The sequence below is a fragment of the Bradyrhizobium sp. Ken64 genome, from assembly GCF_055807555.1.
Map to the genome: position 1 here is coordinate 124,457 of NZ_JBVVPA010000013.1, position 22,851 is coordinate 147,307.

The 22,851-nt window shown below is 64.0% G+C and carries 21 protein-coding genes; 7 read left to right on the forward strand and 14 right to left on the reverse strand.

Translation table 11 applies throughout. The annotated features are described in order from the left end of the window. Positions 1 to 27: 27 nt before the first annotated feature. A complete protein-coding gene (locus tag AC0L2F_RS21700; RefSeq protein WP_473249847.1) occupies positions 28 to 1,956 on the reverse strand; it encodes an AsmA family protein in 1,929 nt (642 codons plus the stop codon). Between the two features lie 289 nt (positions 1,957 to 2,245). On the opposite strand from AC0L2F_RS21700, the gene AC0L2F_RS21705 reads away from it, so the two are divergent. Beyond that, positions 2,246 to 2,953 carry a CoA transferase subunit A gene (locus AC0L2F_RS21705; protein WP_007596238.1) on the forward strand — a complete coding sequence of 236 codons (708 nt, stop codon included), beginning with the start codon at positions 2,246 to 2,248 and terminating at the stop codon, positions 2,951 to 2,953. Positions 2,954 to 2,971: 18 nt separating this feature from the next. Then, positions 2,972 to 3,622 (forward strand): CoA transferase subunit B, encoded by a 651-nt coding sequence (locus AC0L2F_RS21710; RefSeq protein WP_007596236.1) that lies wholly within the window; start codon positions 2,972 to 2,974, stop codon positions 3,620 to 3,622. A gap of 257 nt (positions 3,623 to 3,879) precedes the next feature. Here AC0L2F_RS21710 and AC0L2F_RS21715 read toward each other — a convergent pair whose 3' ends face one another. From AC0L2F_RS21715 to AC0L2F_RS21725, 3 genes are all read right to left on the reverse strand, one after another. Then, on the reverse strand, positions 3,880 to 4,758 hold the full coding sequence (locus AC0L2F_RS21715; RefSeq protein WP_473249786.1) for an SUMF1/EgtB/PvdO family nonheme iron enzyme: 879 nt from the start codon (positions 4,756 to 4,758) through the stop codon (positions 3,880 to 3,882). 50 nt (positions 4,759 to 4,808) lie between these two features. Beyond that, positions 4,809 to 5,906 carry a copper-containing nitrite reductase gene (gene nirK, locus AC0L2F_RS21720; RefSeq protein WP_473249787.1) on the reverse strand — a complete coding sequence of 366 codons (1,098 nt, stop codon included), beginning with the start codon at positions 5,904 to 5,906 and terminating at the stop codon, positions 4,809 to 4,811. Between the two features lie 228 nt (positions 5,907 to 6,134). Next, positions 6,135 to 6,341, reverse strand: a complete 207-nt coding sequence (locus tag AC0L2F_RS21725) for a hypothetical protein (RefSeq protein ID WP_473249788.1) — start codon at positions 6,339 to 6,341, stop codon at positions 6,135 to 6,137. Positions 6,342 to 6,500: 159 nt separating this feature from the next. Here AC0L2F_RS21725 and hemN point away from each other — a divergent pair, with 159 nt between their 5' ends. Next, entirely contained in the window at positions 6,501 to 7,853 is a 1,353-nt protein-coding gene (gene hemN, locus AC0L2F_RS21730) for an oxygen-independent coproporphyrinogen III oxidase (protein ID WP_473249789.1), read from the forward strand. 188 nt (positions 7,854 to 8,041) lie between these two features. Then, positions 8,042 to 8,239: a DUF1858 domain-containing protein gene (locus tag AC0L2F_RS21735; protein ID WP_007596228.1), complete on the forward strand. Its 198-nt coding sequence runs from the start codon at positions 8,042 to 8,044 to the stop codon at positions 8,237 to 8,239. 86 nt (positions 8,240 to 8,325) lie between these two features. Here the strand turns inward: AC0L2F_RS21735 and AC0L2F_RS21740 are convergent, their stop codons facing one another. After that, positions 8,326 to 9,036, reverse strand: coding sequence for a Crp/Fnr family transcriptional regulator (locus AC0L2F_RS21740; RefSeq protein ID WP_063994810.1), 711 nt, complete (start codon positions 9,034 to 9,036; stop codon positions 8,326 to 8,328). Positions 9,037 to 9,164: 128 nt separating this feature from the next. On the opposite strand from AC0L2F_RS21740, the gene AC0L2F_RS21745 reads away from it, so the two are divergent. Then, complete coding sequence (locus tag AC0L2F_RS21745; protein WP_473249790.1) at positions 9,165 to 10,376, forward strand: NnrS family protein; 1,212 nt, start codon at positions 9,165 to 9,167, stop codon at positions 10,374 to 10,376. Between the two features lie 2 nt (positions 10,377 to 10,378). Here AC0L2F_RS21745 and AC0L2F_RS21750 read toward each other — a convergent pair whose 3' ends face one another. Then, a complete protein-coding gene (locus AC0L2F_RS21750; protein WP_473249791.1) occupies positions 10,379 to 11,407 on the reverse strand; it encodes an AraC family transcriptional regulator in 1,029 nt (342 codons plus the stop codon). Positions 11,408 to 11,611: 204 nt separating this feature from the next. On the opposite strand from AC0L2F_RS21750, the gene AC0L2F_RS21755 reads away from it, so the two are divergent. Then, entirely contained in the window at positions 11,612 to 12,232 is a 621-nt protein-coding gene (locus AC0L2F_RS21755) for a response regulator transcription factor (protein WP_473249792.1), read from the forward strand. A gap of 168 nt (positions 12,233 to 12,400) precedes the next feature. Continuing rightward, entirely contained in the window at positions 12,401 to 14,077 is a 1,677-nt protein-coding gene (locus AC0L2F_RS21760) for a mucoidy inhibitor MuiA family protein (protein ID WP_473249793.1), read from the forward strand. Positions 14,078 to 14,237: 160 nt separating this feature from the next. On the opposite strand, the gene AC0L2F_RS21765 is transcribed toward AC0L2F_RS21760, so the two are convergent. From AC0L2F_RS21765 to AC0L2F_RS21800, 8 genes are all read right to left on the reverse strand, one after another. After that, positions 14,238 to 15,593 carry an esterase-like activity of phytase family protein gene (locus AC0L2F_RS21765; protein WP_473249794.1) on the reverse strand — a complete coding sequence of 452 codons (1,356 nt, stop codon included), beginning with the start codon at positions 15,591 to 15,593 and terminating at the stop codon, positions 14,238 to 14,240. 84 nt (positions 15,594 to 15,677) lie between these two features. Beyond that, entirely contained in the window at positions 15,678 to 16,124 is a 447-nt protein-coding gene (locus tag AC0L2F_RS21770) for a DUF6130 family protein (protein ID WP_063994816.1), read from the reverse strand. 21 nt (positions 16,125 to 16,145) lie between these two features. Then, complete coding sequence (locus AC0L2F_RS21775; protein ID WP_007614170.1) at positions 16,146 to 17,150, reverse strand: alpha/beta fold hydrolase; 1,005 nt, start codon at positions 17,148 to 17,150, stop codon at positions 16,146 to 16,148. A gap of 50 nt (positions 17,151 to 17,200) precedes the next feature. Next, positions 17,201 to 18,172: an MBL fold metallo-hydrolase gene (locus tag AC0L2F_RS21780; protein WP_473249795.1), complete on the reverse strand. Its 972-nt coding sequence runs from the start codon at positions 18,170 to 18,172 to the stop codon at positions 17,201 to 17,203. A gap of 135 nt (positions 18,173 to 18,307) precedes the next feature. Next, positions 18,308 to 19,204: a carbohydrate ABC transporter permease gene (locus AC0L2F_RS21785; protein WP_007614166.1), complete on the reverse strand. Its 897-nt coding sequence runs from the start codon at positions 19,202 to 19,204 to the stop codon at positions 18,308 to 18,310. Continuing rightward, positions 19,197 to 20,153: a carbohydrate ABC transporter permease gene (locus tag AC0L2F_RS21790; RefSeq protein WP_007614164.1), complete on the reverse strand. Its 957-nt coding sequence runs from the start codon at positions 20,151 to 20,153 to the stop codon at positions 19,197 to 19,199. Before AC0L2F_RS21790 ends, AC0L2F_RS21785 begins: the two co-directional genes overlap by 8 nt. Before the next feature lie 136 nt (positions 20,154 to 20,289). After that, positions 20,290 to 21,633 carry an ABC transporter substrate-binding protein gene (locus AC0L2F_RS21795; RefSeq protein WP_473249796.1) on the reverse strand — a complete coding sequence of 448 codons (1,344 nt, stop codon included), beginning with the start codon at positions 21,631 to 21,633 and terminating at the stop codon, positions 20,290 to 20,292. Positions 21,634 to 21,733: 100 nt separating this feature from the next. Next, positions 21,734 to 22,777, reverse strand: coding sequence for a C-terminal binding protein (locus AC0L2F_RS21800; RefSeq protein ID WP_473249797.1), 1,044 nt, complete (start codon positions 22,775 to 22,777; stop codon positions 21,734 to 21,736). Between the last annotated feature and the right edge of the window lie 74 nt (positions 22,778 to 22,851).

Here is a 22,851-nt window from a genome sequence, read left to right on the forward strand (position 1 = left end):
AAATCGGAAAGAGCGATGTCTATCAGCCTAGTTCGACTTCGCGCCTTGCTTGGCGTTCTCCGCCGTCGGCGATTCGGCCGGTGCGGGACGTTTCCCGGTGCCGGTGATGCGCTCGATCGCGGAGCGCACCGCGTCGCCCGGCTTGCGGTCTTTCAGCATGTCGAGCAGGGGCGCAGAGGCCGGCGAGCGGCGGATCAGGCTTTCCGGATCGGGAAAGACGAGGGGATCGTCCCAGGGGCCCTGCACCACGAAGGGCAATTCGAACCCCGACGCGCTGTTGAGGCTGGCCACGCCCTTCATGTCGTATTCGCGCGTCGGCACCGAGGCGGTGCCGGTCATCGTGATCTTCGCCGCCGGTCCTTCGACGCGGATGTCCTCGGCGGTGGCGACGCCATCGGAGAACTTCACCGCGATGGTGAGATTGTCGTAAGGGGTAGAGCCGTTGCGGAAATTGCCGCCGCCGGACAGCGGCCGCCGCTCGAGCCGCTTGAGGAGCTGCTCGGCATTGAAGCCCGAGATCGCGCCGTCATGCCCGGTCACGGTGGCGCTGCCGTCGAGCGACTGCACGAGGCCGAACGGGCTCGAGCCGGACGCGAGGAGCGAGACGTTGATGTTGCCGCGCCCGGACAGCTTGTTGATACCGAACAGCTCGGAGGCGCAGGCCTGAAGGTCGACGTCGGTGAACTGGAATTGCGCCTTGATGTCGGCGACGGTATCGGAGCGCGCGATGCCGAACGAGCCCTTGGCGATGCCGCCATAGACCTGGGCCTCGCCGACCGAGAGCGCCAGCGTGCCGTTGCGCAGATTCGCGCCGATCGCGGTGCGGCCGAGTTTCGACGCCCCGACCGTCAGCTTGGCGGCCGACAGGCGCATGTCGAGATCGGTGGTCGACAAGGCGTTGAGATCGAACAGCTGCCTGTTCCAGTCGCGCGCGCCGCTCGCGAGCAGGCGGAAGGTCGAGATATAGGGTGTGAAGTCGAGCGCGTCGGCCGCGAGCGTCGCCTGCAGCGTCTGCCGGCCGTTATTGGCGTAGGTCATCACGCCCTCGGCGGTGTTGCCGTCGAGCTCGACATTGACGTTGGTGAGCGCGATCGACGCGCCGACGACATTGGCCCGTGCCTTCAGCGCGAAGCGGCCGAAGCCGCCGCTGGCGGGCTGCGGTTGGCCGGTCCAGCGTAGCGCGTTGCGCAAGGACGGGCTGTCGATGGTGAGCGTGCCCTCCATCATCGGGCTGGTGCGGTTGGCGACGCTGCCGTCGAAGGCGAGCTTGAGCGGTGCGCTCGCGATCCGCGCCTTCAACCCCGAGCGCTCGCCGGAGAGCGCGGCGACGAAATCGGAAAAGCTGATCGAGCCGTCAACCCGTTCGCCGCGCCAGTCGAATTGTCCGGTCGCAGCGAAGGAGCGCGAGATCGAGGGCCAGGCCAGCGACAGGTCGATGTCCTCGAACTTCTCGGTGCCGTGTGTGGCAGCATCCTCGTAATCGAGCACGCCGTCCTGGATCCGGATCTCGGAGAACGACACTTGATTCTCGGCGCCGGGCTTCATGGTGCGCGCGATGGTCTGGATGAACGGCGTCCAGTTGCTTTCGCCGTCCGGCTTCAGGCTGACATGGATGCGCGGCCGGAGCAGCGTCAGGTCGGCGATCTCGAAACGTTGCAGCAGCAGCGGCAGCAGCCGCAGGTTCGCGGTCAGTACGTCGACGTGGAGCGCGGGGTCGCTGGTACCGCCGCCCTTCAGGCCGACGTCATGGAAGGAGATGTAGCTTGCCGGCAGCACCGAAATGTCGATCGCGCCTGCGACATTGACCTCGAGCCCGGTGACGTCGCGGATCTGCGTTTCCACCGCTTTGCGCAGCGCGTCGCGGTTGATGAGCCATGAGGTCGCGATCAGGGCGATCAGCGCCACGCCGAGCAGCGCCGCGATCGGCGTCCCGAGGCGCTTCATTCCTTGGGCCATGGTCAATGGCATGTCCTGATCGAGTTGGTCGCTGGAGCCAGAAGGCGGGCCGGGAAACCTGCGCGCCCCACGCCCAAGACCTATTGTGTTAAGTGCCGCAACTTGATGGGTTTTCTTGTCGCTTTCAAGGCCGCGGGAACGGTTGCGCCCACGGCTTGGGCAGCTTCTATCACCCAGGGGCGGAGCGGAGAACCCCGTATCATTGACGGCTTCGGACGATTTCGCCTAATAATCGCCGCCACTAAGGCGCGACGCCTGCAAGCCGAAGGTTCACTCGAAGGTAATTTGCATGAACAAGGTCTATCCCGACGCCAAGTCGGCTCTCGAGGGCGTTCTGAAAGACGGCATGATGATCATGTCGGGCGGCTTCGGCCTCTGCGGCATCGCCGAGACGCTGTCGGACGCGATCCGCGACTCCGGCGTCAAGGACCTGACGGTCGTCTCAAACAATGCCGGTGTCGACGGCATCGGCCTCAGCCGCCTGCTCGAAACCCGCCAGATCAAGAAGATGATCTCGTCCTATGTCGGCGAGAACAAGCTGTTCGCCCAGCAATTCCTCGCCGGCGAGCTGGAACTCGAATTCAATCCGCAGGGCACGCTGGCCGAGCGCATCCGCGCGGGCGGCGCCGGCATTCCGGCCTTCTATACCAAGACCGGTGTCGGCACGCTGATCGCCGAAGGCAAGGAAGTGAAGGAATTCGACGGCCAGAAATACCTGATGGAGCGCGGCCTGTTCGCCGACCTCGCCATCGTCCACGCCTGGAAGGGCGACACCGCAGGTAACCTCATCTACCGCAAGACCGCGCGCAACTTTAACCCGATGATGGCGACCGCCGCCAAGGTCACGGTGGCCGAGGTCGAGCATCTGGTTCCGGCCGGCGAACTCGATCCCGACCACATCCACACGCCCGGTCTTTTCGTCAAGCGCATCGTCGAGGTCGGAACGGCCAAGAAGCGCATCGAATTCCGCAACACCCGCCCGCGCACCGCCGCTTAAGCGTATCAGGAGAACCACATGGCCTGGACCCGTGAACAGATGGCTGCGCGCGCCGCGAAGGAACTGCGTGACGGCTATTACGTCAATCTCGGCATCGGCATCCCGACGCTGGTCTCGAACTACATCCCGGACGGCATGGACGTCAGCCTTCAGAGCGAGAACGGCATGCTCGGCATGGGCCCGTTCCCTTATGAGGGTGAAGAGGACGCCGATCTCATCAACGCCGGCAAGCAGACGGTGAGCGAGCTGCCGTCGACCTCGTATTTCTCGAGCGCGGATTCCTTCGGCATGATCCGTGGCGGCCACATGGATCTGTCGATCCTCGGCGCCATGCAGGTGGCCCAGAACGGCGATCTCGCCAACTGGATGATCCCCGGCAAGATGGTCAAGGGCATGGGCGGGGCGATGGATCTCGTCGCCGGCGTCAAGCGCGTGGTCGTGGTGATGGAGCATTCGGCCAAGGACGGTCCAAAGCTCCTGAAGCAATGCAATTTGCCGCTGACCGGCGAGCGCGTGGTCGACATGGTCGTGACTGACCTGGCCGTCTTCACGATCGACAAACACGGCAGCGGCGGCATGGCGCTGATCGAGCTCGCCGACGGCGTCTCGCTCGACGAGGTCAAGGCCAAGACCGAAGCCGAATTCCGCGTCGCGCTGAAGAACACGTAAGGCGCTTGCAAGTACCGCGAAATGGCCGGGGCTTCGCTCCGGCCATTTTCGTTTCAGCTTGGCGCCGCCGTGACCACATCTTCGGTCGTCCTGGCGAAGGCCAGGACCCATACCGCGAGGTCTATCGATCGCGGTCGGCGATAGTCCCAAGGGCTGTCAACGCGAGTCTTCGCCATACTTTGCTTGGTGGCAATGGGTCCTGGCTTTCGCCAGGACGACATTGTGGAGGCAGCGCGCACATTGCCACCTCAATCGCATCATGACTTAACCGACCATGCCCGAGCCCACCGCGCCGACACGCTTGCGACCCACGACGGCTCCTCGCGAACCAGGCGGAAGCCGAGATTGGCGGGCGCGACGCCTTGCGCGCAGCCGCCGGCGCGGGCGTCGCGGATGAAATCGGTGACATAGGCGCGGTGCGCACCCTCGGCGATACGCACGCCGCAATTCACGGTCGGTTTGCCGGCATTGCCGGCCGCGTCGATCCGCGAGCGCACGAAGCAGGTCGAGGTCCACTCCCAGACATTGCCGGCGAGATCTTCGATGCCATGCTCGTTCGAACCGAACTTGCCGAACGGATAGGCCGTCGTGTCGAAGAGGTCGCGTTCGGATTCACGTTCATAGCGGCCGATCCAGCGCTTCGATGGATCTGCTGCGTCCACCGGAAGGCCGTCATCCCTGAATCTGGAGCCGGCCGCAAAGGCCCATTCCGCGTCGCTCGGCAGGCGGTAACTGTGACCGGTCTTGCGCGAGAGCCAACCCGCATAAGCCTCGGCATCGTGCCAGCTCACCTGCACCGCGGGTCGATCGGAGGCGATTGCCACGCCGCGATCAAGCGCGCGACAAGCGCCCTCCTGCACGCAACTCTGATAGTCGGATGACGAGACCTGATGCCGCATGATGTTCAGCGGCTTCTCGAAACGCATCGCGCGCAGCGGCGCTTCCGCTTGCTGCCCGGCGCGCGTGAAATCGCCGGCCTCGCGATAGGACAGGCTGCCTGGCGCGACCCTGACGATGGCGGGCTCCGCCGCGGCGCCGTGGGTCCGGATGTCCGACACCAGCGGCGCTACCGCGATCGGCCCTGCAAGCCCGGCGGCGCAGGCGAGCAGCAGTTTCAGCTTGAATGCGATCAGCATGGTCGTTCCCCGAGGAAAAGGGGCCGGTCTTCACCGGCCCCTCGTCGCGTCTAGTTGGTGTTGGGGGCCGGGATATCGGCAGGGGCCTTCACCTGCGTCATCAGATCGTCGTTCCACTTGCCTTCGACCTTGAAGTGCGCGGTGGCGCCGAGGTCGGCGGCCTCGATCAGATTGTGCGTGACATAGGCGTAGATGCCGGGCTGCATGAACTTGTACAGCGCAGCTCCCGCCGAGCCGCCGCGGATGAACCAGGTCTCGAGCCCGGTCTCCGGCGCATTGGAGAACTTGCCGGTCTCCCAGACATAGTCGCCATGGCCGCCGATCAGATGCGGACGGCTGTCGCGATTGGCCTGCGAATGCACGATCAGCACGTTCTCGCCGACATTGGCGGTCAGCGCATTCTTGCCGGTGAGCGCGCCGACCTTGCCGTTGAACACGACATGGGAGGGGATCAGCTTCTTCATCACCTCTTCGGTGTCGGTGAAGGCTTCGCCCGGCGATTCATAGGACTTGAAGTTGCCCTTGTCGTCGCGCGGCACGTACATGTCCTGCTCGCCGACATAGTAGATCTTGTCGTATTTCAGTGCGTGGCCCTTGCCGTCGTTGAGGCCGTCGCGCGGCAGCACCATCACGGCGCCGTTCATGCCGGAGACGACGTGCCAGGGGATCATCGGGCCGCCCGGTGCGCAATGGTAGACGAACACGCCGGTCTTGGTCGCCTTCCAGCGCAGGACGACTTGCTCGCCGGGATTGACCAGCGTGAGCGCACCGCCGCCGAGCGCACCGGTCGCGGAATGGAAGTCGATGTTGTGCGGCATGGAATTGGTTGCAGGATTGACCAGCGTCGTTTCGACGTAGTCGCCCTCGTGCACGACCATCATCGGACCTGGCATCGAGCCGTTGAAGGTCATCGCCTGGAATGTGGTGCCCTTCTCGTCGATGACGACCTTCTTCTCCTCGATCGTGAGTCGGACCTCGACGATCTTGGGGCCCTGCTTGGTCGCTTGCTCGTGCGCATGCACGAAGGGCGGAGCGACCAGCTCGACCTTCTGGCGCGGCAGTTTGAGATCGTCGGCGGCCAAGGCGGGTGTCGCCAGCATCAGGGCGGTTGCGGCGGCGCTGATCAATGCGGCTCGGCGGGTGAACATCGGAAGCATCCTTCATCTGAAATGGTTTTGATGACGGAATGCAGTGTGCGCCGATCGCAGCAAGCGTGTTTGTGCTGCGACAAGCTTTTGCCCTATTCGCCTCCGGTAAAATCCTCAGGAGTTTGTCGAAGATCGCATCGGCGATGCGAAAGACGCGATGGCGCGCGACGTCAGCCGCGTCGGCCGCAAATCGTTCGCGTGTTCAGTTGCGGAATGGATTGTTGTCGATTAGAGCAACTGGATCACAATCCAGACCGTGCCCCAAACCGCGAGCGACAGCGCGGCGAGGACGGCGACCGTGATGACCATTACGCGTACGAAGTGGCCGGCGCCAACGGTGGGCGTGGAGGGGAGGGGACGAAAATCGTCAAAGCGCGGGATATGGCCGCGAACGCCGGTGAGCCACAGAACGAGATCGAGCGCGAACGACGCCATAACCTGTCTCCAGAGGGCAATATTCGAATGTCACCATGGCTCCGATCCGGTGCTCGGACTTTGAGCGAGCGCAAGGTTTCGCACCCGAAAACGGGTAATTTAGTGCCATCCGGGATGCGCCGCCCCGCTGCGCAGCATTGATTGACGAATGGGTACGATATGAGGGCCGATCTTGCGGTGAATTACGGCGAGGAACGACTGCCGCGCTACACGAGCTACCCGACCGCACCGCATTTCTCGCCGGCGATTGGTGCGGGTGCCTACGCCCTCTGGCTGGCGGAACTCCCGGCGGCGGCCAGCGCGTCGCTTTATTTGCACGTGCCGTTCTGCCGCGAGATGTGCTGGTATTGCGGCTGCCATACCCAGATCGTTCGTCGAGACGGTCTCATCGCGGCCTATCTGCGCACGCTGCGCAGCGAGATCGCGCAGGTGTCCGAAATGATCGGCCGGCGCATCAAGGTCGAGCACATCCATTTCGGCGGCGGCACGCCGACGATCATGGCGCCGGAGGCTTTTGCCGAGTTGATGGCGGCGATGCGCCAAGCCTTCTTCGTGCTGCCGTCGGCCGAGATTGCGGTCGAGATCGATCCTCGCACGCTGACTGCCGACATGGTCGAGGCCATGCGGCTCTCCGGGGTCAATCGCGCGAGCCTGGGCGTGCAGAGCTTCGACCCTGTCGTGCAGCGCGCGATCAACCGTGTGCAGAGTTTTGAGCAGACGGCTTCCGTGGTCGACATGCTCCAGCACGCCGGCATCAACGGGATCAACTTCGACTTGATCTACGGACTGCCACACCAGACCGTTGCCTCGTGCCTGGATACGGTGCGACGTTCGCTCGAGCTTGGGCCCGACCGCTTCTCGGTGTTCGGCTACGCGCATGTGCCTGCTTTCAAGAAGCACCAGCGCATGATCAACGAGGCCGTGCTGCCCGACGGCCTTGGGCGCCACGACCAGGCCTGCGCGATCGCCAATGCGTTGAAGGAGGCCGGCTATGTGCAGATCGGGCTCGATCATTTCGCGCGACCCGGCGATTCCATGGCCGTGGCCTTCGAGCAACGCACGCTGCGGCGGAATTTTCAGGGCTACACCACCGATAAGGGCGAAGTTCTGCTCGGCTTCGGCGCGAGCGCGATCGGACATTTGCCGCAGGGCTATGTCCAGAACGAGGTGCAGATCGACGCCTATGCGCAGAGCATCGCCGCGGGCCATTTGGCCACCGCGAAAGGCTATGGGCTCACCGACGACGATCGGCTGCGCGCCGACATCATCGAACGCATCATGTGCGAGTTCAGCGCCGATCTCGGCGACATCTGCGCGCGTCATGGCGCCGAGGCCGGGGCGGTGCTGAAATCGGCGTCGCGTCTGAAGCCGCTGATTTCCGATGGTGTCGTGAGACTGGACGGCGACCGCCTCGCAGTCGCACAGGACTCGCGCTTTCTCGTGCGCAGCGTCGCCGCCGCATTCGACGCGCATCTGGATCCGGCGAAGCAGTTGCACAGCCGGGCGGTGTAGTCTCTCTCTCCGTCATTCCGGGGCGCGCCCCTTGGCGCGAGCCCGGAATCCATTTCACCTCTTGGCCTGCTGCCCGATGGATTCCGGGCTCGCGCTTCGCGCGCCCCGGAATGACAAGGCAGCTTGCGCTCCAACAAAGAAACCACAGCCCGCTCCGCTATCGTGGTTTCCGAACGGAGTTGTTGCCCATGCCTTTTGGATCCGACGATCTGGTCGATGACATCATGCGCACGGCGCCGCACACGATCCGGGTGTTTCTCGCCTTCAGGATGGCTTGCGTGGGCTGTCCGATCGCAACCTTTCACACGGTTGATGACGCCTGCCGCGAGCATGGCATCGATCGTGACAAATTCCTCGCCGCGCTGTGCGATCGCGTGCCGGCGTGAAGCGGTCTGGAATTCGTGCGGGCCGCGCGCGGATTCCCGGGTGAGGGGCGCTTTCGCCGTAAGTGGAAGCGACCCTCAACCCTGGCCTATGCCGCGCCGCTGTCCGGGCTCCGTTCCGCCAGCACGACGATCCCATGCGGATCGCGCAGGATGATGCGCTGACGGCCGCTTTCGACCAGCCCCTGCTGTTCCCAGCCGCTCAGGATGCGGCTCACGGTGTGCAGCGTGGTGCCGGTCATCTGCGCGATGTCCTGGCGGCTGATCGGGAAATCGATCTCGATGCCGCGGTCGAGCTTTTTGCCGGATTGTTTGGCGAGGCGAAGCAGCGCATGCGCGACGCGCTGCTCGACCTGCTGCGTCGACATTTCCAGGATCCGGGTGTGGCTCTCCTGCAGCCGCGTGCCGACGGTCTGGAGCGTGTTGGCGGCGAGCGAGGGAAATCGCTCGACCAGCCGCGGCCAGGCCGAGGTCGGCCAGATCAGGGCGACGCTGTCGTCGACCGCGATCGCCGTGGCCGGATAGCGCGCGGCTCCGATCGCCATCGCGAGACCGAACGTTTCGCCTGGCGCGACATATCGCACCACGATCTGCTCGCCGGTCGGTGTGGTCTTGGCCGCGCGAACATGGCCGTGCAGCAGCAGGAAGAACGATTGCGCGTCCGCGCCCTGCTCGAAAATGGCGCTGTTCTTGGGATAGCGCGCCGAGCGGGCCTCGCGCAGGATCTCCTCGAGGTCCTCCGGCTTGACACCGCCAAACAGCGGCAAATGCGCAACCAGCGATGTGTCGACCTTGGCCATTCTGCCTCCTTGGCGCTGGAAGTGTGATGACACCTGCAATCGTCAGGGTGTTTGCGATAGCTCAAAAACGAGCCGGCCGGACGGCAGTATTTTTCCAGACGACGATTTGAATCGACTGGAGTTGACCCATGGCTGGCGCCCGATCCCGCAACTTTGAGGGCTGGCCGCTGTTTGCGAACAGCTTTCGGCCCTTTTTCCTGCTTGCCGCGATCCAGGCAGGGCTTTCGATCCTGGCCTGGCTGCCGATGTTCTACGGTGAATTGTCGGTGAGCTCCGCTTTCGCGCCGCGCGACTGGCACGTCCATGAGATGCTCTACGGCTTCCTGCCGGCGGTGATCACGGGCTTCCTGTTCACGGCGATCCCGAACTGGACCGGGCGGCTGCCGATCCAGGGGACGTCCTTGGGCGCGCTGCTGGCTGTCTGGATCGCCGGCCGGGTCGCGGTGACGGTGTCCGCCGATATCGGCTGGGCGTTTGCGCTTGCCGTCGATGCCGCCTTCCTGACGCTGGTCGTCGCCGCTGCAACGCGCGAGATCATCGCCGGAGGCAACTGGCGCAACCTGCCCGTCGTGGTGCTGGTACTCGTGCTGCTCGCCGGCAATGTCGCCTTCCATCTCGAAGCGCATGATGCGGGTGCGGCCGATGTCGGCATCCGCGTCGGCATCGGCGTGGTCGTTGTGATGATCTCGCTGATCGGCGGCCGCATCGTCCCGAGCTTCACCCGCAACTGGCTAGTCAAGTTCAACCCCGGCCGCCTCCCGGTGCCGTTCGGGCGTTTTGACGGGGTGGTGATCGGGTGCAGCGCGCTGGCGCTCGTCTTATGGATCATCGCGCCGTTGAGCACCTTCACCGGCGTGGTGATGGCGGTCGTCGGCGGGCTCCATCTGGTGCGGCTTGCGCGCTGGGCCGGTGACCGCACATTCCGCGAGCGGCTGCTCCTGATCCTCCATGTCGGCTATGTCTTCGTGCCGCTCGGCTTCCTCCTGCATGCTTTTGCCGTCTTCGGCGCGTTGCCGCCGAGCGCGGGCATCCACGCCTGGATGGCGGGCGCGGCCGGAACCATGACGCTCGCGGTGATGAGCCGTGCGAGTCTCGGCCATACCGGACAGGCGCTGACGGCTTCGCCGGCGACACAAGCCATTTACGGTGCGATAATCGTGGCGGCGCTGGCGCGGGTCGCGGCGGTGGTTTGGCCTGCGCAAAGCGACGCGTTGCTGCACATTGCCGCCTGCGGCTGGATCGTTGCGTTCCTCGGCTTTGCCCTTGCGTTCGGGCCGCTGCTCGCCGGCAGCCGTCGCCGCGCCCTCGCCATCATGGGCGTGCCCGTCCCGGCACGCTGAATTCAAGCCGCGGTCGCGACGATCGATGATCCCGGTGGCCTGACGCCTTTGCGCCATGCGGTGATGGTGCAGCCGAAATGGCCGCGGAACCAGCGGGCCATGGCGCTCTGTGCCGAGAAGCCGAGCTGCACGGCGATGTCGGCCAGTGGCCGGCCGGGGTCGTCGATCAGCTGGACCACGAGATCGGCGCGCTGCGCGTCGAGAATGGCCGAGAAGCTGGTGCCGGCTTCGGCGAGGTGGCGGTGGATGGTGCGGCGGGTGCAGGCAAGGTGCTCGGCCACGCGCTCGACCGTGCAGTCGCCGCCGGCGAGCAGGAGACGCACGACCTCGTCGACCTTCTCCTCCCAGCTTGCCGGCCGCGTCTCGATCGCCTCGATCCGCTTGCGCAGATAGCTCGCGATCAGCGGATGCGCGCTCGGGATGCGGCGCTCCATGTCGTGTGCCGACAACAGGATCGAATCGTCCTCCGCGTTGAAGGTCACACGGCAGCCGTAGAACTCGCGGTAGCGCTTGCGGTCGTGCGGCGGTGGATAATGCAGGTGCACTTCCTGCGGCCGCCAATCGCTGCCGAACAGCGACTGGATGATGCGGTGGACGCTGCCGAGCGCCATGTCGATCGACTGGCGCGGCGCGGTCGGCTGTCGGCCACGCAGGTGCAGCGTGACGGTCACGGTCTGCTTGTCGCGGGTGACGTCCAGCTTCATGCCGTCGTGGTGGATCGGGATGAAGCGCGAGAAGGCCTCGATGGCTTCACCAACGGTCGCCTGTTCGCGCACGATCAGGCCGACCGCGCCGAAATTGGTCAGCCCGCCGCGCTCGGCAAGCCGCAAGCCGAAATCTTCGGCTCCGGACGCCTCCGCCGACAATTCGAGCAGACGTCGCAGGCCGGTGACAGCAATGGGCGTATCGGGCTTGTCGAGGCAGGCCAGCGGCAGCCTCACCTTGCGCATCATCTGTCTGGGGTCGAGCCCGACCGACCGGGCGACCTCCGGGTAATAGCTCAAGCCCGCGCTGCGAATGAGGTCGGTCATGCGAACCGTTCCTGCCAGCCATTCCCGCAGATGTCCCGAAATGTAAAGTTTATGTCCCGATCCGTCAAATCCGGGAACCGGGTGGAACATACATAAGTGAAACCGAAGCACGGGCGTGAATGCCGTGCCTATGACGGCGCGGCGCGACGAGGCCCCGCTGCCGTCTCGGACCATTTGACCCAAAGACATTGCTGGATCGGAATTATGCCGGGGAACATGCTTTCCAAGGGTGAGGTATTCGTCATCGACACCGATGCCGCCTCCCGCGAACAATTGTCCACCGCGCTCCAACAGAGCGCATACAACGTGATCTGCTTCGCCGACGGCGCGTCTCTGCTCTCGGAAGCCAGGGCGCGGATGCCGGCCTGCGTGCTGCTGGAGATGCCGCCCGATCGCTCCGGTCTCGACGTGCTCAAGCGCCTGCGTGAGGAAAACTGCATGGCGCCGGTGCTGGTGACCGCGACAAACGGCAGCATCGCCATGGCGGTGGACGCCATCAGGAGCGGTGCGGCCGACTTCATCGAGAAGCCGTTCCGCACCCGCGACATCGTCGACCGGATCGATGCTGCGATTGACGAGTTCGCGCAGCCCGGCTCCAACCGGCAGCGCTGGCTGCCCGGCTGCGAACCTCTGACTGTGCGCGAAGGCGACGTGCTCGAGCATCTGGCCGCCGGCCTGACCAACAAGGAGATCGCCCGGCGCATGCATCTGAGCGCACGCACGGTCGAAGGCTATCGCGCCGGCATTCTCAAGAAAGCAGGCGCCAGGAACGTGACGGACCTGCTTCGCCGCATCTTCGGGCAGGGTTCGTCCCCTCAGGATTAAGCGCTCCGTGGCGGGCCGGCCACACGTCGCGGGCCTTGCTGCCGCCGCGGCGGCGCCCCACGGAAACCCCAATCGAACCAGTTCCTTCCCTGCCGCGTCCAACCAAGTTGGCGAGGCATTGGATCGCGCGTCCGGCTGGCGGCGGCGATGACTTGGAGGAGGGACTTGATGCGCATCACCGCAAAATGTTTGGCAACGACGAGCCTGGTTCTGGTGACCACGGCATTCGCGTCGCCGTCATGGGCCGCCGAATTGGACGCCACATCGGCCATCGATACCGTCACCGTTTACCCCGATGGCGCGACCGTTACCCGCGTCATCGCGGTGGACCTGCCGTCTGGCGACTCGACGCTCATTGCCAAGGACTTCCCGCTTGGTCTCGACACCTCGTCGATCCGGGTGGAGGGCGAGGGGGGAACGAAGCTCACCATCGGCACGATCGATGCGCGCACGCCACGTGCCTCGCCGGTCAATTTGCCGGAGCTGGACAAGCGCATCGAGGCGCTGAACGACCAGCGCGCCGACCTGCAAGGCGCGATCGACTCGGCCAATGCGCGGCGCAAATTCGCGGAGCATTTTGCGGAAGCATCGCCCGCCGGCATCGGCGACAAGGGCGAGGCGCGGCCGATTGCCGAATGGCGCACGGCCTTTGCCACGGTCGGCGAGGAAATTGCGAGCGCCGATACCGCCGTTCGCGACGCCACGCGCAAGATGCGCGAGATCGATCGGCAGATCGGCCAGCTCGAAGTCGAGCGCAAGGCCAAGCCGCCGAGCAAGCTCGAAGTCCGCATGGACATCGCCGCCCCGGCAGCAACCAAGGCGACGTTGAGGGTCACCTATAATGTGCGCAATGCGCGCTGGCTGCCGCTCTACGACGCCCGCCTCGACACCGGCGCGAAGGATCGCAAACCGCAGCTCGAGCTTGTCCGCCGCGCCGAAGTCACGCAATCGACCGGCGAGGACTGGTCCAACGTCACGCTCGGCGTCTCCACGGTCCGCATCGGCCGCGGCGGCAGCGCGCCGGAGCTGAATTCGCTGGTCGCACAATATCCGCAGGTGCCGAGGCCGCGAGCGCTGGGTTCGCTTTCGGATTCGGCAATGCCTGCGGCGGCGCCAATGCAGCAGCGAAAGATCGAAACGTCCGCGGCCAAGGCGGCCGAGGATATCCGCGAGCGCGCCGAAGAACAGCAGGCGGTCGCCGAAATCGGCGATTTCCAGGCCACCTACAAGATTCCTGGCCGCGTCAACCTCGGCGCAGCCGAGGGCGCCAAGAGCCTGCGCATCGCCTCGATGACCGTGCCCGCCGATCTCATGGTGCGCGCGGCACCGGTGATGGATCCCACCGCCTTCCTCGAGGCAAGCTTCAAGCAGACCGACGACGCGAGCCTGTTGCCAGGCAAGGTCGCAATCTATCGCGATGGAACCTTCGTCGGCCGCGGCAAGCTCTCAGCTTCGGCCAAGGATGATATCGTGCGGCTCGGCTTCGGCGCCGACGACAAGGTCAGGATCGAGCGCGCCGTGCTCAAGCGCAACGAAGGGTCGGCCGGTCTCCTGGTCACGACGTCCAAGACCGACGAGCGTGCATTCAAGACCACAATCCGCAACGGTCACGACTTCCCGATCAAGGTCGCGATCGAGGATCAGTTGCCGGTCAGCGAGAGCGAGGACATCCTCGTCGAGATGTTGCCTGCGACCACGTCGCCGACTGCGAGCAACATCCGCGACAAGCGCGGCGTGCTGGAATGGTCGTTCGATGCCAAGCCCGGCGAGGTCAAGGGCATCAATTTCGCCTGGCGCATTCGCTGGCCGAAGGACAAGAGCATGGTGATCGTGCCGGCGGGTTAGGGAGTTCTTTACCTCGCCCCGCTTGCGGGGAGAGGTCGGCGCGAAGCGCCGGGTGAGGGGGACTCTCCGCGAGTCGCACGCTCACCGTCTTCATGGATCGAGCCCCTCACCCCAACCCTCTCCTCGTAAGAACGGGGAGAGGGAGAGGAGAGAGCAGGGCTCACTTCGCCTTCAGAAAATCCGCGACATCGAGCAGCATGAACTCGTTGTCGTCGGCCTTGTTGGGATCGCGACTGGACGAGAACGGCAGATTGTTGTCATTGCCGACGATGATGTGGGTTTCGTCGACACGATCGACGTTCTCGATGGTGAAGAACGGGAAGGTGTAGACGCCGTCATTGAGCGGCTTCTTCGCCTTCTTGTCGGGATCCCTGATCTTCATCAGATCGATATAGCCGATCTTGCGCACGGGCTTGCCGACATTGGCCTCCGTGAGCTCGATCTTGTAGACGCGCTTGAACTTGGCCACGTCTGGGAAGCAGTTCTCGCCGCGGGTGCCTTGCGGGCAGGCCTTGTCAGGCGTGCCTTCGCCGTTGTCGCGTTCGATGATCAGGCCGGCGCTCGGGTCGATCATGTTGAAGTCGCCGATGGCATTGCCGTTCTGCTCGAACACATACTGCCAGTAGCGGCCGGTGAACTTTTCAGCAGCGACGTCGAATTCGAGGATGCGCGAGGCTTCCTTGCCGTCGACCTTCTCCCAGTCCTTCTTCTCGGCATCCCAGAGCGGCCCCTCGAGCAGACCGTAGAGAAACTTGCCGTCTTTCGAGGAGGCGAAGCCCTCATAACCCTTGGAGCGGCGGAGGTTGACGTTGCTGTAGGTCGCGCCCGGTGCTCCCGGCGTCGCCACCGCCCAGTGATCCGGCGAGCGCACCGGCTTGCCGTCGGCGACCGTCTCGAACAGCCCGAGAATCTTGCCGGTCTTGTCGGCCTTCAGGATATAGGGGCCGAATTCGTCTCCGATCCAGAAAGTGTCGCCGATGATCTGAAAACCTTCGGTGTCGAAGTCGGAGCCGGTGAGATAGCGCCTCTCGGTGTCCTCGTGCACGATGCGGAACGGCACGCGTCTGTCGGGATCGTGCAGGAACACGGTTTCCAGCCGCTCGATCTTGCCGCCACCCCAATCCATCTTGTAGCGGTTGAGGTACAGCATCGAATCCGGCGAATTGGCGCGCGCGCCCATGCCGTTGTCGGTGATGACCCAGAAGGTGCCGTCGCCCATCGACTTGATGCCGGAATGGCCCTGCAACGGCTGGCCCTTGAACGGCAACGATACGCCGGTCGGCCGCTCATAGGACTTGCCCATCACCGTGCCGAGCGCGTCGACGCGCTTCCCGGTGGTGTATTTGCCGGATGTCTTGAGATCGGCGGGGGCATCAGCCGGCGCGTCGATGAAGGTGGCAGCCGGCATCACCAAATGGCCGGCGAGCTTAGCGGGGAATTCGCCTTCGCTCTGTGCGAGCGCGGAGCTCGCGGTAAGAATGATCGTTGCGACGGTGCCAAGAAAAGTCGCGCGCATGTGCGTCTCCTGTTAACGGAGGACATCTTATGCGGACCGCGCATTGCAGTTTTGTGAAGCCGGGCCAAACGCCGCAGCCGATGGCTATTTTTTTAAGGGTGTTGGAATCTCGAAGCTGACGGTCTTGCTGTCGATCACGTGGTGCGTGGGATCGGCCAACTCCAACAGAACCTTGTGGGGGCCCGGCTTCAGTCCGACCACGATCACGGTCTCGCCACTGGCATCGACAAAATGCCATGGCGCATCGTCGACCGTGATATGGACGTGGCCGATGCGCGGCGATACGTCGAGCGCGCCCTTGCCGAACACCGGCACGACGCGGAGATTCTCCGTGCTGTACTGGATGAAGACGAGACCCTGCACCAATTGTTCGGCGAGCGGCGGATCGACGATCAACCGCGCGGGCGCCTCGTTTTCGATTGCGACCAGCGGCGATGGGCCGCGCGCGTCTCTGGCGGTTTGGGCGATGGCGGCTGTTGCGAACAGAGTTGAGGCCGCCAGAACGGCCATGCAGTCGAGAGCGGCATACATGTCCGTTTCCTTCCGGGACGATCAGGCGATCTTGCGGGAGAGGAAGTTGCGGATCAACGGGACCATTTCGTCGAACTTGTCCTCAAGCGCAAAATGGCCGGTGTTGATGAGGTGAAATTCCACCTGGGGCAGGTCGCGTTTGTAGGGATGGGCGCCATCGGCGGGGAAGATAAAATCGTTCTTGCCCCAGACGATCAGTGTCGGCGGCTTGTGCTTGCGGAAGTAGGCCTGCACCGCGGGATACAGCGGCAAATTGGTCCGATAGTCGTAGAACAGGTCCATCTGGATGTCGCTGTTGCCGGGACGGTCGAGCAGCGCCTGATCCTGCACCCAGTTGTCGGGTGAAATCCGGCTGACGTCGGACATGCCGTCGGTGTACTGGAATTTCGTCGTTTCCAGCGTGACCAGCTTCATCAATGCCTGCCGGCTGGTCTCGGATCCGTCGGCCCAGTATTGCTTGATCGGATTCCAGAACTCCTTCAACCCTTCATCATAGGCGTTGCCGTTCTGCACGATCAAGCCGCTGATGCGCTCTGGATTCTTGAGCGCCAGCCGCCAGCCCACGGGAGCTCCGTAATCCATGACATACATCGCATAGCGGGTGACGCCGAGCTGGTCGAGCAGGCCGCCGACAAGCTCGCCGAAACGGTCGAAAGTGTACTTGAATGTCGCGCGCGGTGGCATCTCGCTCTGGCCGTATCCGGGATAGTCGGGAGCGATCACGTGGTACCTGTCGGCCAGTGCCGGGATCAGGTTGCGGAACATGTGCGAGGAGGTCGGGAAGCCGTGCAGCAACAGCACGACCGGCGCGTCCTTCCGCCCGGCTTCGCGGTAGAATATCTTGATGCCATCGACGGTCGCGGTTCGATGATAGGTGACCGGATAGGCACCTGCGGTGTGTTCGTCGCCCTCCGGCTTCGCGGATGCTGCCGTCGAAGCAACTGCGACAGCCGCTCCGGACAACCCAAGAACGAGACGGCGACGATCGAGGAGCGGTGGCTTGCCTGCGGTCTCTGCGGTTTTCATGTCAATGTCCTTTTCAAAACGATGAGTTCGCCGACGGCGCGAGGGGTTTTTCAAACGCCTTGGTAGACCAGTCGGGTGAAGAAGCCGGGATCGATCACGAACTGCCCCCATATCGCGTCGAACGCCGCTGTCGGCTTCGCCGCAACGGTTTCATCCCGCGTTCGTCCCTGCTTTTTGAGCCGGGCGACGTTGTCGCGGATCCCTACGAGCATGTCGCGAAAGGCCTGGAATTCGACTTTGTTGCCGACCGGCTTGCCATGCCCGGCGATGACGATCGTGTCCTTGTCCATCGTCGCGAGGTTGGCGTCGCATGCCGCGATCATCCCGCCGATGCTGCCGCCGGTCGAATAGTCGATGAACGGATAGATGCCGTTCCAGAACATGTCGGCGACGTGAACGATGTTGGCTTCTGCGAAAGTGACGGAGATGTCGCTGTCGGTGTGCGCGGGCCCGTAATACTTCAGGCCGATCGAGGTTCCGTTGAGCTTGAGCTCGCGGCTGTCGGCAAAGACTTCGCTGGGGATTCCGCCGGCGCCGAGCGGAAGGAAATTGTAGTCCCAGTCCTCGACCCGCTGCACTTCGGCAAGGTGTTTGCGGGTGTTTTCCTGCGCAATGATTTTGGCGCCGGCTGCATGCAGCCATTCGTTGCCATCGGCATGATCGAAATGCCAGTGGGTGTTGACGAGATGGGTCACGGGATCGGCGCCGAGATCAGCCAGCGCTTTGGCGAGCTGCGGACGTGAGACGCGGATGCCGGCGTCGATCAGCACCTTGCCGTCGGGCCCGGTCAGCACGGCAATGTTGCCGCCGGAGCCTTCCAGCACAGTGATGTTGTTTCGGAGCTTATGCGTGACAATCGGCGATACCGCAGCACTGTCCTTGATCAGGCTGACGATGCCTCGCGCTTCCGCGTAGGCTTGTCTCGGGCTGAGCCATCCCGAAGCGGCGGCGGACGCGGCGGCGCCGACGCAACACAGGCAGAAACCGCGTCGAGATAACGATGGGAGCTTTGGCGAACGCATGCAATTCTCGCTTTCTCGAGCGACAATCGGCGGCGCCAATGATCGACCCCGCTGTCACGATGGAGCGTGGGGCCAATGCAGCAAGCAGTCTATCACGATAGCACGATCGACTGCGCGCTTGCGCGCAGCCGCGAGCTACTCCTTTACCGCGCCGGTCAGCGACGACACGTAGTAATCGACGAACAGCGAGTAGAAGATCGCGACCGGCAGCGAGCCGAGCAGCGATCCCGCCATCAGCGCGCCCCACTGGTAGACGTCGCCGGTGACGAGCTCGGTCAGGATCGCGACCGGCACCGTCTTGTTGGCGCCGCTCTGGATGAAGGCGAGCGCGTAGATGAACTCGTTCCAGGACAGCGTGAAGGAGAAGATGCCGGCCGAGATCAGGCCGGGCACCGCCAGCGGCAGCGTGATCCGGCGCAGGATCTGGAGCCGTGTGGCGCCGTCCACCAGCGCGCACTCCTCGAGCTCGTAGGGGATCGATTTGAAATAGCCGATCAGGAGCCAGGTGCAGAACGGCACCAGGAAGGTCGGGTAGACCAGGATCAGGGCGAGCGGGCTGTCGAACAGGCCGAACTGCACGACCACGGTTGCCAGCGGAATGAACAGGATCGACGGCGGCACGAGATAGGCGAGATAGATGCCGAGGCCGACATAGGGGCTGCCGCGGAAGCGCAGGCGTTCGATCGCATAGGCGGCCAGCGTGCTCGCGATCAGCGACAGCGTGGTCGCGCCGATAGCGACCAGCATCGTCGTCCACAGCCAGCGCGGATAGGCGGTGTCGAACAACAGGTGCTTGATGTGGGCCAGCGTCGGCGAGGAGATCCAGAACGGGTTGTGCTCCCGGTAGTTCATCAGCTCGGCGTTCGGCTTGAACGACGTGATCGCCATCCAGTAGAACGGAAACAGCAGGATCAGCACGAAGCAGCCGAGCGGCAGGTAGATCATCATCAGCCGCCGCAGCCCGGAATCCCAGGCCATGGTGTCCGGCGGTGTGGTGGCGACGGCGGCCGGCTGGGCAGCGGTATCAGTCATTGCTCTCTCCCTGCTGCCATTTGCGGCGCGCCAGGCCGAAATAAGAGAACAGCGTCGCGAACACCAGGAACGGGATCATCGACACGGCGATCGCCGCGCCTTCGCCGAGCTCGCCACCGGCAATGCCGCGTTGGAAGGCCAGCGTTGCCAGCAAATGGGTCGAGTTGCCGGGTCCGCCACGGGTGATGGCGTAGACCAGCTGGAAGTCGGTGAAGGTGAAGATGATCGAGAAGGTCATGACGATGGCGAGGATCGGCATCATCATCGGGAAGGTGATGTAGCGGAACCGCTGCCAGGCGCTGGCGCCATCGAGCATCGCGGCTTCATAGAGCGAGGGCGAAATGGTCTGCAGGCCCGCCAGCAGCGAGATCGCGACGAAAGGAATGCCGCGCCAGATGTTGGCGGCGATCAGCGAGAAGCGCGCCGGCCAGGGCGAGCCGAGAAAGTCGATATTGGTCGTGCGCCAGTGCAGCACGTCGACCAGAAGGTAGGAGATGATCGAGAACTGCGGATCGTAGATCCACCAGAACGCCAGCGCCGAGAGCACCGTGGGCACGATCCAGGGCATCAGGATGATCGCACGCAACAGGCTCTTGAACGGAAAATGGTTGTTGAGCAGCAGCGCGAGCCAGAAGCCCAGCGCGAACTTCCCGAAGGTCGCGATCCCCGTGTAGACCACGCTGTAGAATACCGCGTTCCACCACAGGGAATCGGTGAGCAGATACTGGAAATTCTCGAAGCCGACGAAGACGCCTTTTCTGCCGATCGTGGTGTCGGTGAAGGCGAGCCAGATGCCGAGGCCGAGCGGATAGGTCAGGAACACCGCGAGCAGCCCGATCGCGGGTGCGAGGCACATCACGATCAGGAACGGCTTGTAGTCGAACAGGCGTACCAGCCAGGAGGGCTGCCGTCGTGCGAGGGCGAGAGTGGGAAGTGTGGTCACGGACATCGGGTCGTTGTCCTGTCTCTGGAAGTCACCACGCCCGTCATTGCGAGGAGCGAAGCGACGAAGCAATCCAGGCTGTAAGCGCGGAGACAGGCTGGATTGCTTCGCTTCGCTCGCAATGACGAACTTCTGTCCAGCGCTACTTCTGCCGCCGGAAGTACCGCTTGCAGCGCTGCTCGGCTTCCGCGGCCGCGGCTTCCGGTGTGGCAGCGCCGGTCGCAACCGACGCGAACATCTGAATCAGCACGTAGTCGGCGCTCACGGCGCCGGTCGCGGTCGAGATCGGACCCGCATAGCCGTCGTAATAGGTGCTGTTCATGGTGTTCTTGAACAGCTGCACCTTGGGATCCTGCGACCACACGGCCGCTTCGGCATAGGCGGCGAGCGGCTGGGACCAGTAGCCGGAATTGGCGTTGAGCCAAGGCTCGTACTGGTCCTTTTCCAGCATGTATTGCAGGAAGGCCTTTGCGGCATTGGGGTACTGGCTGTGCTTGAACACCATGGCGTTCAGCGTCAGGCCCGCCATCGGCGAGACCTTGGCGACACCTTTCGGCAGCAGTTGATGTTCACTGTCGTCGGCGATCGCCTTGGTCGCCGGATCGTTCTTCAGCGAAAAATACAGCGAGACGCCGTTGGCGGTCAGCGCGATCTCCTGCGCGGCGTAGGCGCGGTTGTTGCTGACGTCATTCCAGGACGTCGTGCCGGCGATGAAGGTCGGGTAGAGCTGCTTGACCCAGTTCAGCGCGGCGATCGTCTCCTTGCTGTTGATGATGACGTTGCCCTCTTCGTCGAGCAGGGCCGCGTTGTGCGACCATAGCGCCCAGCTTGCGAACCCGTTGCCGTCTCCCTTGGCATTGCCGAGGGCGAAGCCCGCCGGCTTGCCGGCCTTCTGGAGCTTCTGGCAGAGGTCGAGGATTCCGGCATGGTCTTCCGGCACCTTGTCGAAGCCGACCGATTGCAGGATCGACTTGCGGTAGATCAGCGGACCCGCGGTGGCGCCGAACGGCAGCCCGATCCAAGTGGGGCTCTTGTTCTTCTTGCCGTAGCGCTGCGCCAGCGGCAGCCAGCCGCCGTACCGTTTGCCGAGATAATCGGCGACGTCGGTGAGCTCGATCAGCTTGTCGACATAGATGTGCGGTGCGTCGGAGAAGCCGATGATGATGTCGGGACCCGCGCCGGAATTCGAGGTCACCGCGGTTTGCTGGTTGATGTCCTCCCAGCCGACGAAATCGACCTTGACCTCGACGCCGGTCTCCTTGGTGAATTTTGCCGCATTGGCGCGGAACACGTCCTCGTCGGCCTGGACGAAGCGTACCGGTCGCAGCATGCGCAGGGATGCGCCTTTCTCGATCGGCAGTTTCGGTGCGGGGACGTCCGCGGCCTTGATCGCGGATTGCGCATTTGCCGGAGCACCGGTGGCCGCGATTGCCGCAGCGGACAGGCCCAGCGCCAAGGCATCACGACGTGTGATGTCGTTCCTCATCGGTTCCTCCCTATGTGTTTCCCTTCCCGGCGTTGATCGCCGGTGAAGGGTCGTTTTCAGTCTTTTGCCGGTTGCCGGCGCGCCTTCGCGGCCGTCCCGCCTAGCTGTTCGGGCCGCGGTCCATGCTGACAGGCTGCCAGCGGCGGAGCGCGGTGTCTTGCAGCACCGACGGATTGACGCAGCTTACCGGCCACATGCCCTGAAGCACCAGTGACAATTCGTAGCCCACCCGGCGCTTGCGCGCCTCGTCAAACCGTGCCGAGGCGGAGGCGACATGGGCGGTCAGGGTGACGTTGTCCATGCCGAGCAGCGGATTGTTGTGCGAGGGCGGCTCCTTCTCCAGCACGTCGAGGGCGGCATGGGCGATCCAGCCCTCCTGAAGCGCCTTGATCAGGCTTTCCTCGTCCACGGTGGCGCCGCGGCCGGTGTTGACGAAGACCGAGCCCTTCTTCATCTGCCGGAAGTGCTTCTCGGTGAGCATGTGATGCACCTCGGGCCGGGCGGGGGCGTGCATCGAGACGAAGTCGGATTGCGACAGCACCTCGTTCAGCGTCGCCGGAATCACGCCGTGGTCGGACATCAGCGTTTCCTGGATGAAGGGATCGTAGGCCATCATCCGCAGCCCGAACGGCGCCGCGCGTTTCGCAACTGCACGCGCCACGCGGCCGAACGAGATGAAGCCGAGCGTCTGGCCCATCAGCCGTGGAATCTTCGACAACGCCGGCCTGCCCTCGGCCCAGCGGCCGCTGCGCACCATCCGGTCCTGCTCGACCAGCCGGCGGAAGCCTGCGAGCAGCAGCATCATGGCATGGTCGGCGACCTCCTCGATGAAGGTGTCGGGGATGTTGGTGACAGGAATGCCGCGCGCGGTTGCAGCCTTGATGTCGACGCTGTCGACGCCAACCGAGCCCAGCGTGATGACCTTGCAGCTCTCCAGCGCGTCGATGATGGTCTTGGTGATCGGAATGCCCTTGGCGTAGATGGCGTCCGCTGTCTTCGCGACGGCGATGAACCCGGCCTCGTCGGCCGGCGCCTCGACGATCTCGGCGTCGATCGGATCGAGCGCCTCACGCTCATAGGAATAATCGCTGCTCGCGACCGTGAAGCTCGCGCCCTTCGGCGTCACGATCCTGTATTTCGGCATGTCCTGCTCCCGATTTGGTTTCTTGTTGCGACCCGCCTTCGCGCGGGCCTTTGCGTCTTTTACGCGAAATCGGG

Coding starts and splice junctions, on each gene's coding strand:
- AC0L2F_RS21700 (WP_473249847.1), bottom strand. CDS start 1,956: ATGGCCCAAGGAATGAAGCGCCTCGGGACGCCGATCGCGGCGCTGCTC.
- AC0L2F_RS21705 (WP_007596238.1), top strand. CDS start 2,246: ATGAACAAGGTCTATCCCGACGCCAAGTCGGCTCTCGAGGGCGTTCTG.
- AC0L2F_RS21710 (WP_007596236.1), top strand. CDS start 2,972: ATGGCCTGGACCCGTGAACAGATGGCTGCGCGCGCCGCGAAGGAACTG.
- AC0L2F_RS21715 (WP_473249786.1), bottom strand. CDS start 4,758: ATGCTGATCGCATTCAAGCTGAAACTGCTGCTCGCCTGCGCCGCCGGG.
- nirK (WP_473249787.1), bottom strand. CDS start 5,906: ATGTTCACCCGCCGAGCCGCATTGATCAGCGCCGCCGCAACCGCCCTG.
- AC0L2F_RS21725 (WP_473249788.1), bottom strand. CDS start 6,341: ATGGCGTCGTTCGCGCTCGATCTCGTTCTGTGGCTCACCGGCGTTCGC.
- hemN (WP_473249789.1), top strand. CDS start 6,501: ATGAGGGCCGATCTTGCGGTGAATTACGGCGAGGAACGACTGCCGCGC.
- AC0L2F_RS21735 (WP_007596228.1), top strand. CDS start 8,042: ATGCCTTTTGGATCCGACGATCTGGTCGATGACATCATGCGCACGGCG.
- AC0L2F_RS21740 (WP_063994810.1), bottom strand. CDS start 9,036: ATGGCCAAGGTCGACACATCGCTGGTTGCGCATTTGCCGCTGTTTGGC.
- AC0L2F_RS21745 (WP_473249790.1), top strand. CDS start 9,165: ATGGCTGGCGCCCGATCCCGCAACTTTGAGGGCTGGCCGCTGTTTGCG.
- AC0L2F_RS21750 (WP_473249791.1), bottom strand. CDS start 11,407: ATGACCGACCTCATTCGCAGCGCGGGCTTGAGCTATTACCCGGAGGTC.
- AC0L2F_RS21755 (WP_473249792.1), top strand. CDS start 11,612: ATGCCGGGGAACATGCTTTCCAAGGGTGAGGTATTCGTCATCGACACC.
- AC0L2F_RS21760 (WP_473249793.1), top strand. CDS start 12,401: ATGCGCATCACCGCAAAATGTTTGGCAACGACGAGCCTGGTTCTGGTG.
- AC0L2F_RS21765 (WP_473249794.1), bottom strand. CDS start 15,593: ATGCGCGCGACTTTTCTTGGCACCGTCGCAACGATCATTCTTACCGCG.
- AC0L2F_RS21770 (WP_063994816.1), bottom strand. CDS start 16,124: ATGTATGCCGCTCTCGACTGCATGGCCGTTCTGGCGGCCTCAACTCTG.
- AC0L2F_RS21775 (WP_007614170.1), bottom strand. CDS start 17,150: ATGAAAACCGCAGAGACCGCAGGCAAGCCACCGCTCCTCGATCGTCGC.
- AC0L2F_RS21780 (WP_473249795.1), bottom strand. CDS start 18,172: ATGCGTTCGCCAAAGCTCCCATCGTTATCTCGACGCGGTTTCTGCCTG.
- AC0L2F_RS21785 (WP_007614166.1), bottom strand. CDS start 19,204: ATGACTGATACCGCTGCCCAGCCGGCCGCCGTCGCCACCACACCGCCG.
- AC0L2F_RS21790 (WP_007614164.1), bottom strand. CDS start 20,153: ATGTCCGTGACCACACTTCCCACTCTCGCCCTCGCACGACGGCAGCCC.
- AC0L2F_RS21795 (WP_473249796.1), bottom strand. CDS start 21,633: ATGAGGAACGACATCACACGTCGTGATGCCTTGGCGCTGGGCCTGTCC.
- AC0L2F_RS21800 (WP_473249797.1), bottom strand. CDS start 22,777: ATGCCGAAATACAGGATCGTGACGCCGAAGGGCGCGAGCTTCACGGTC.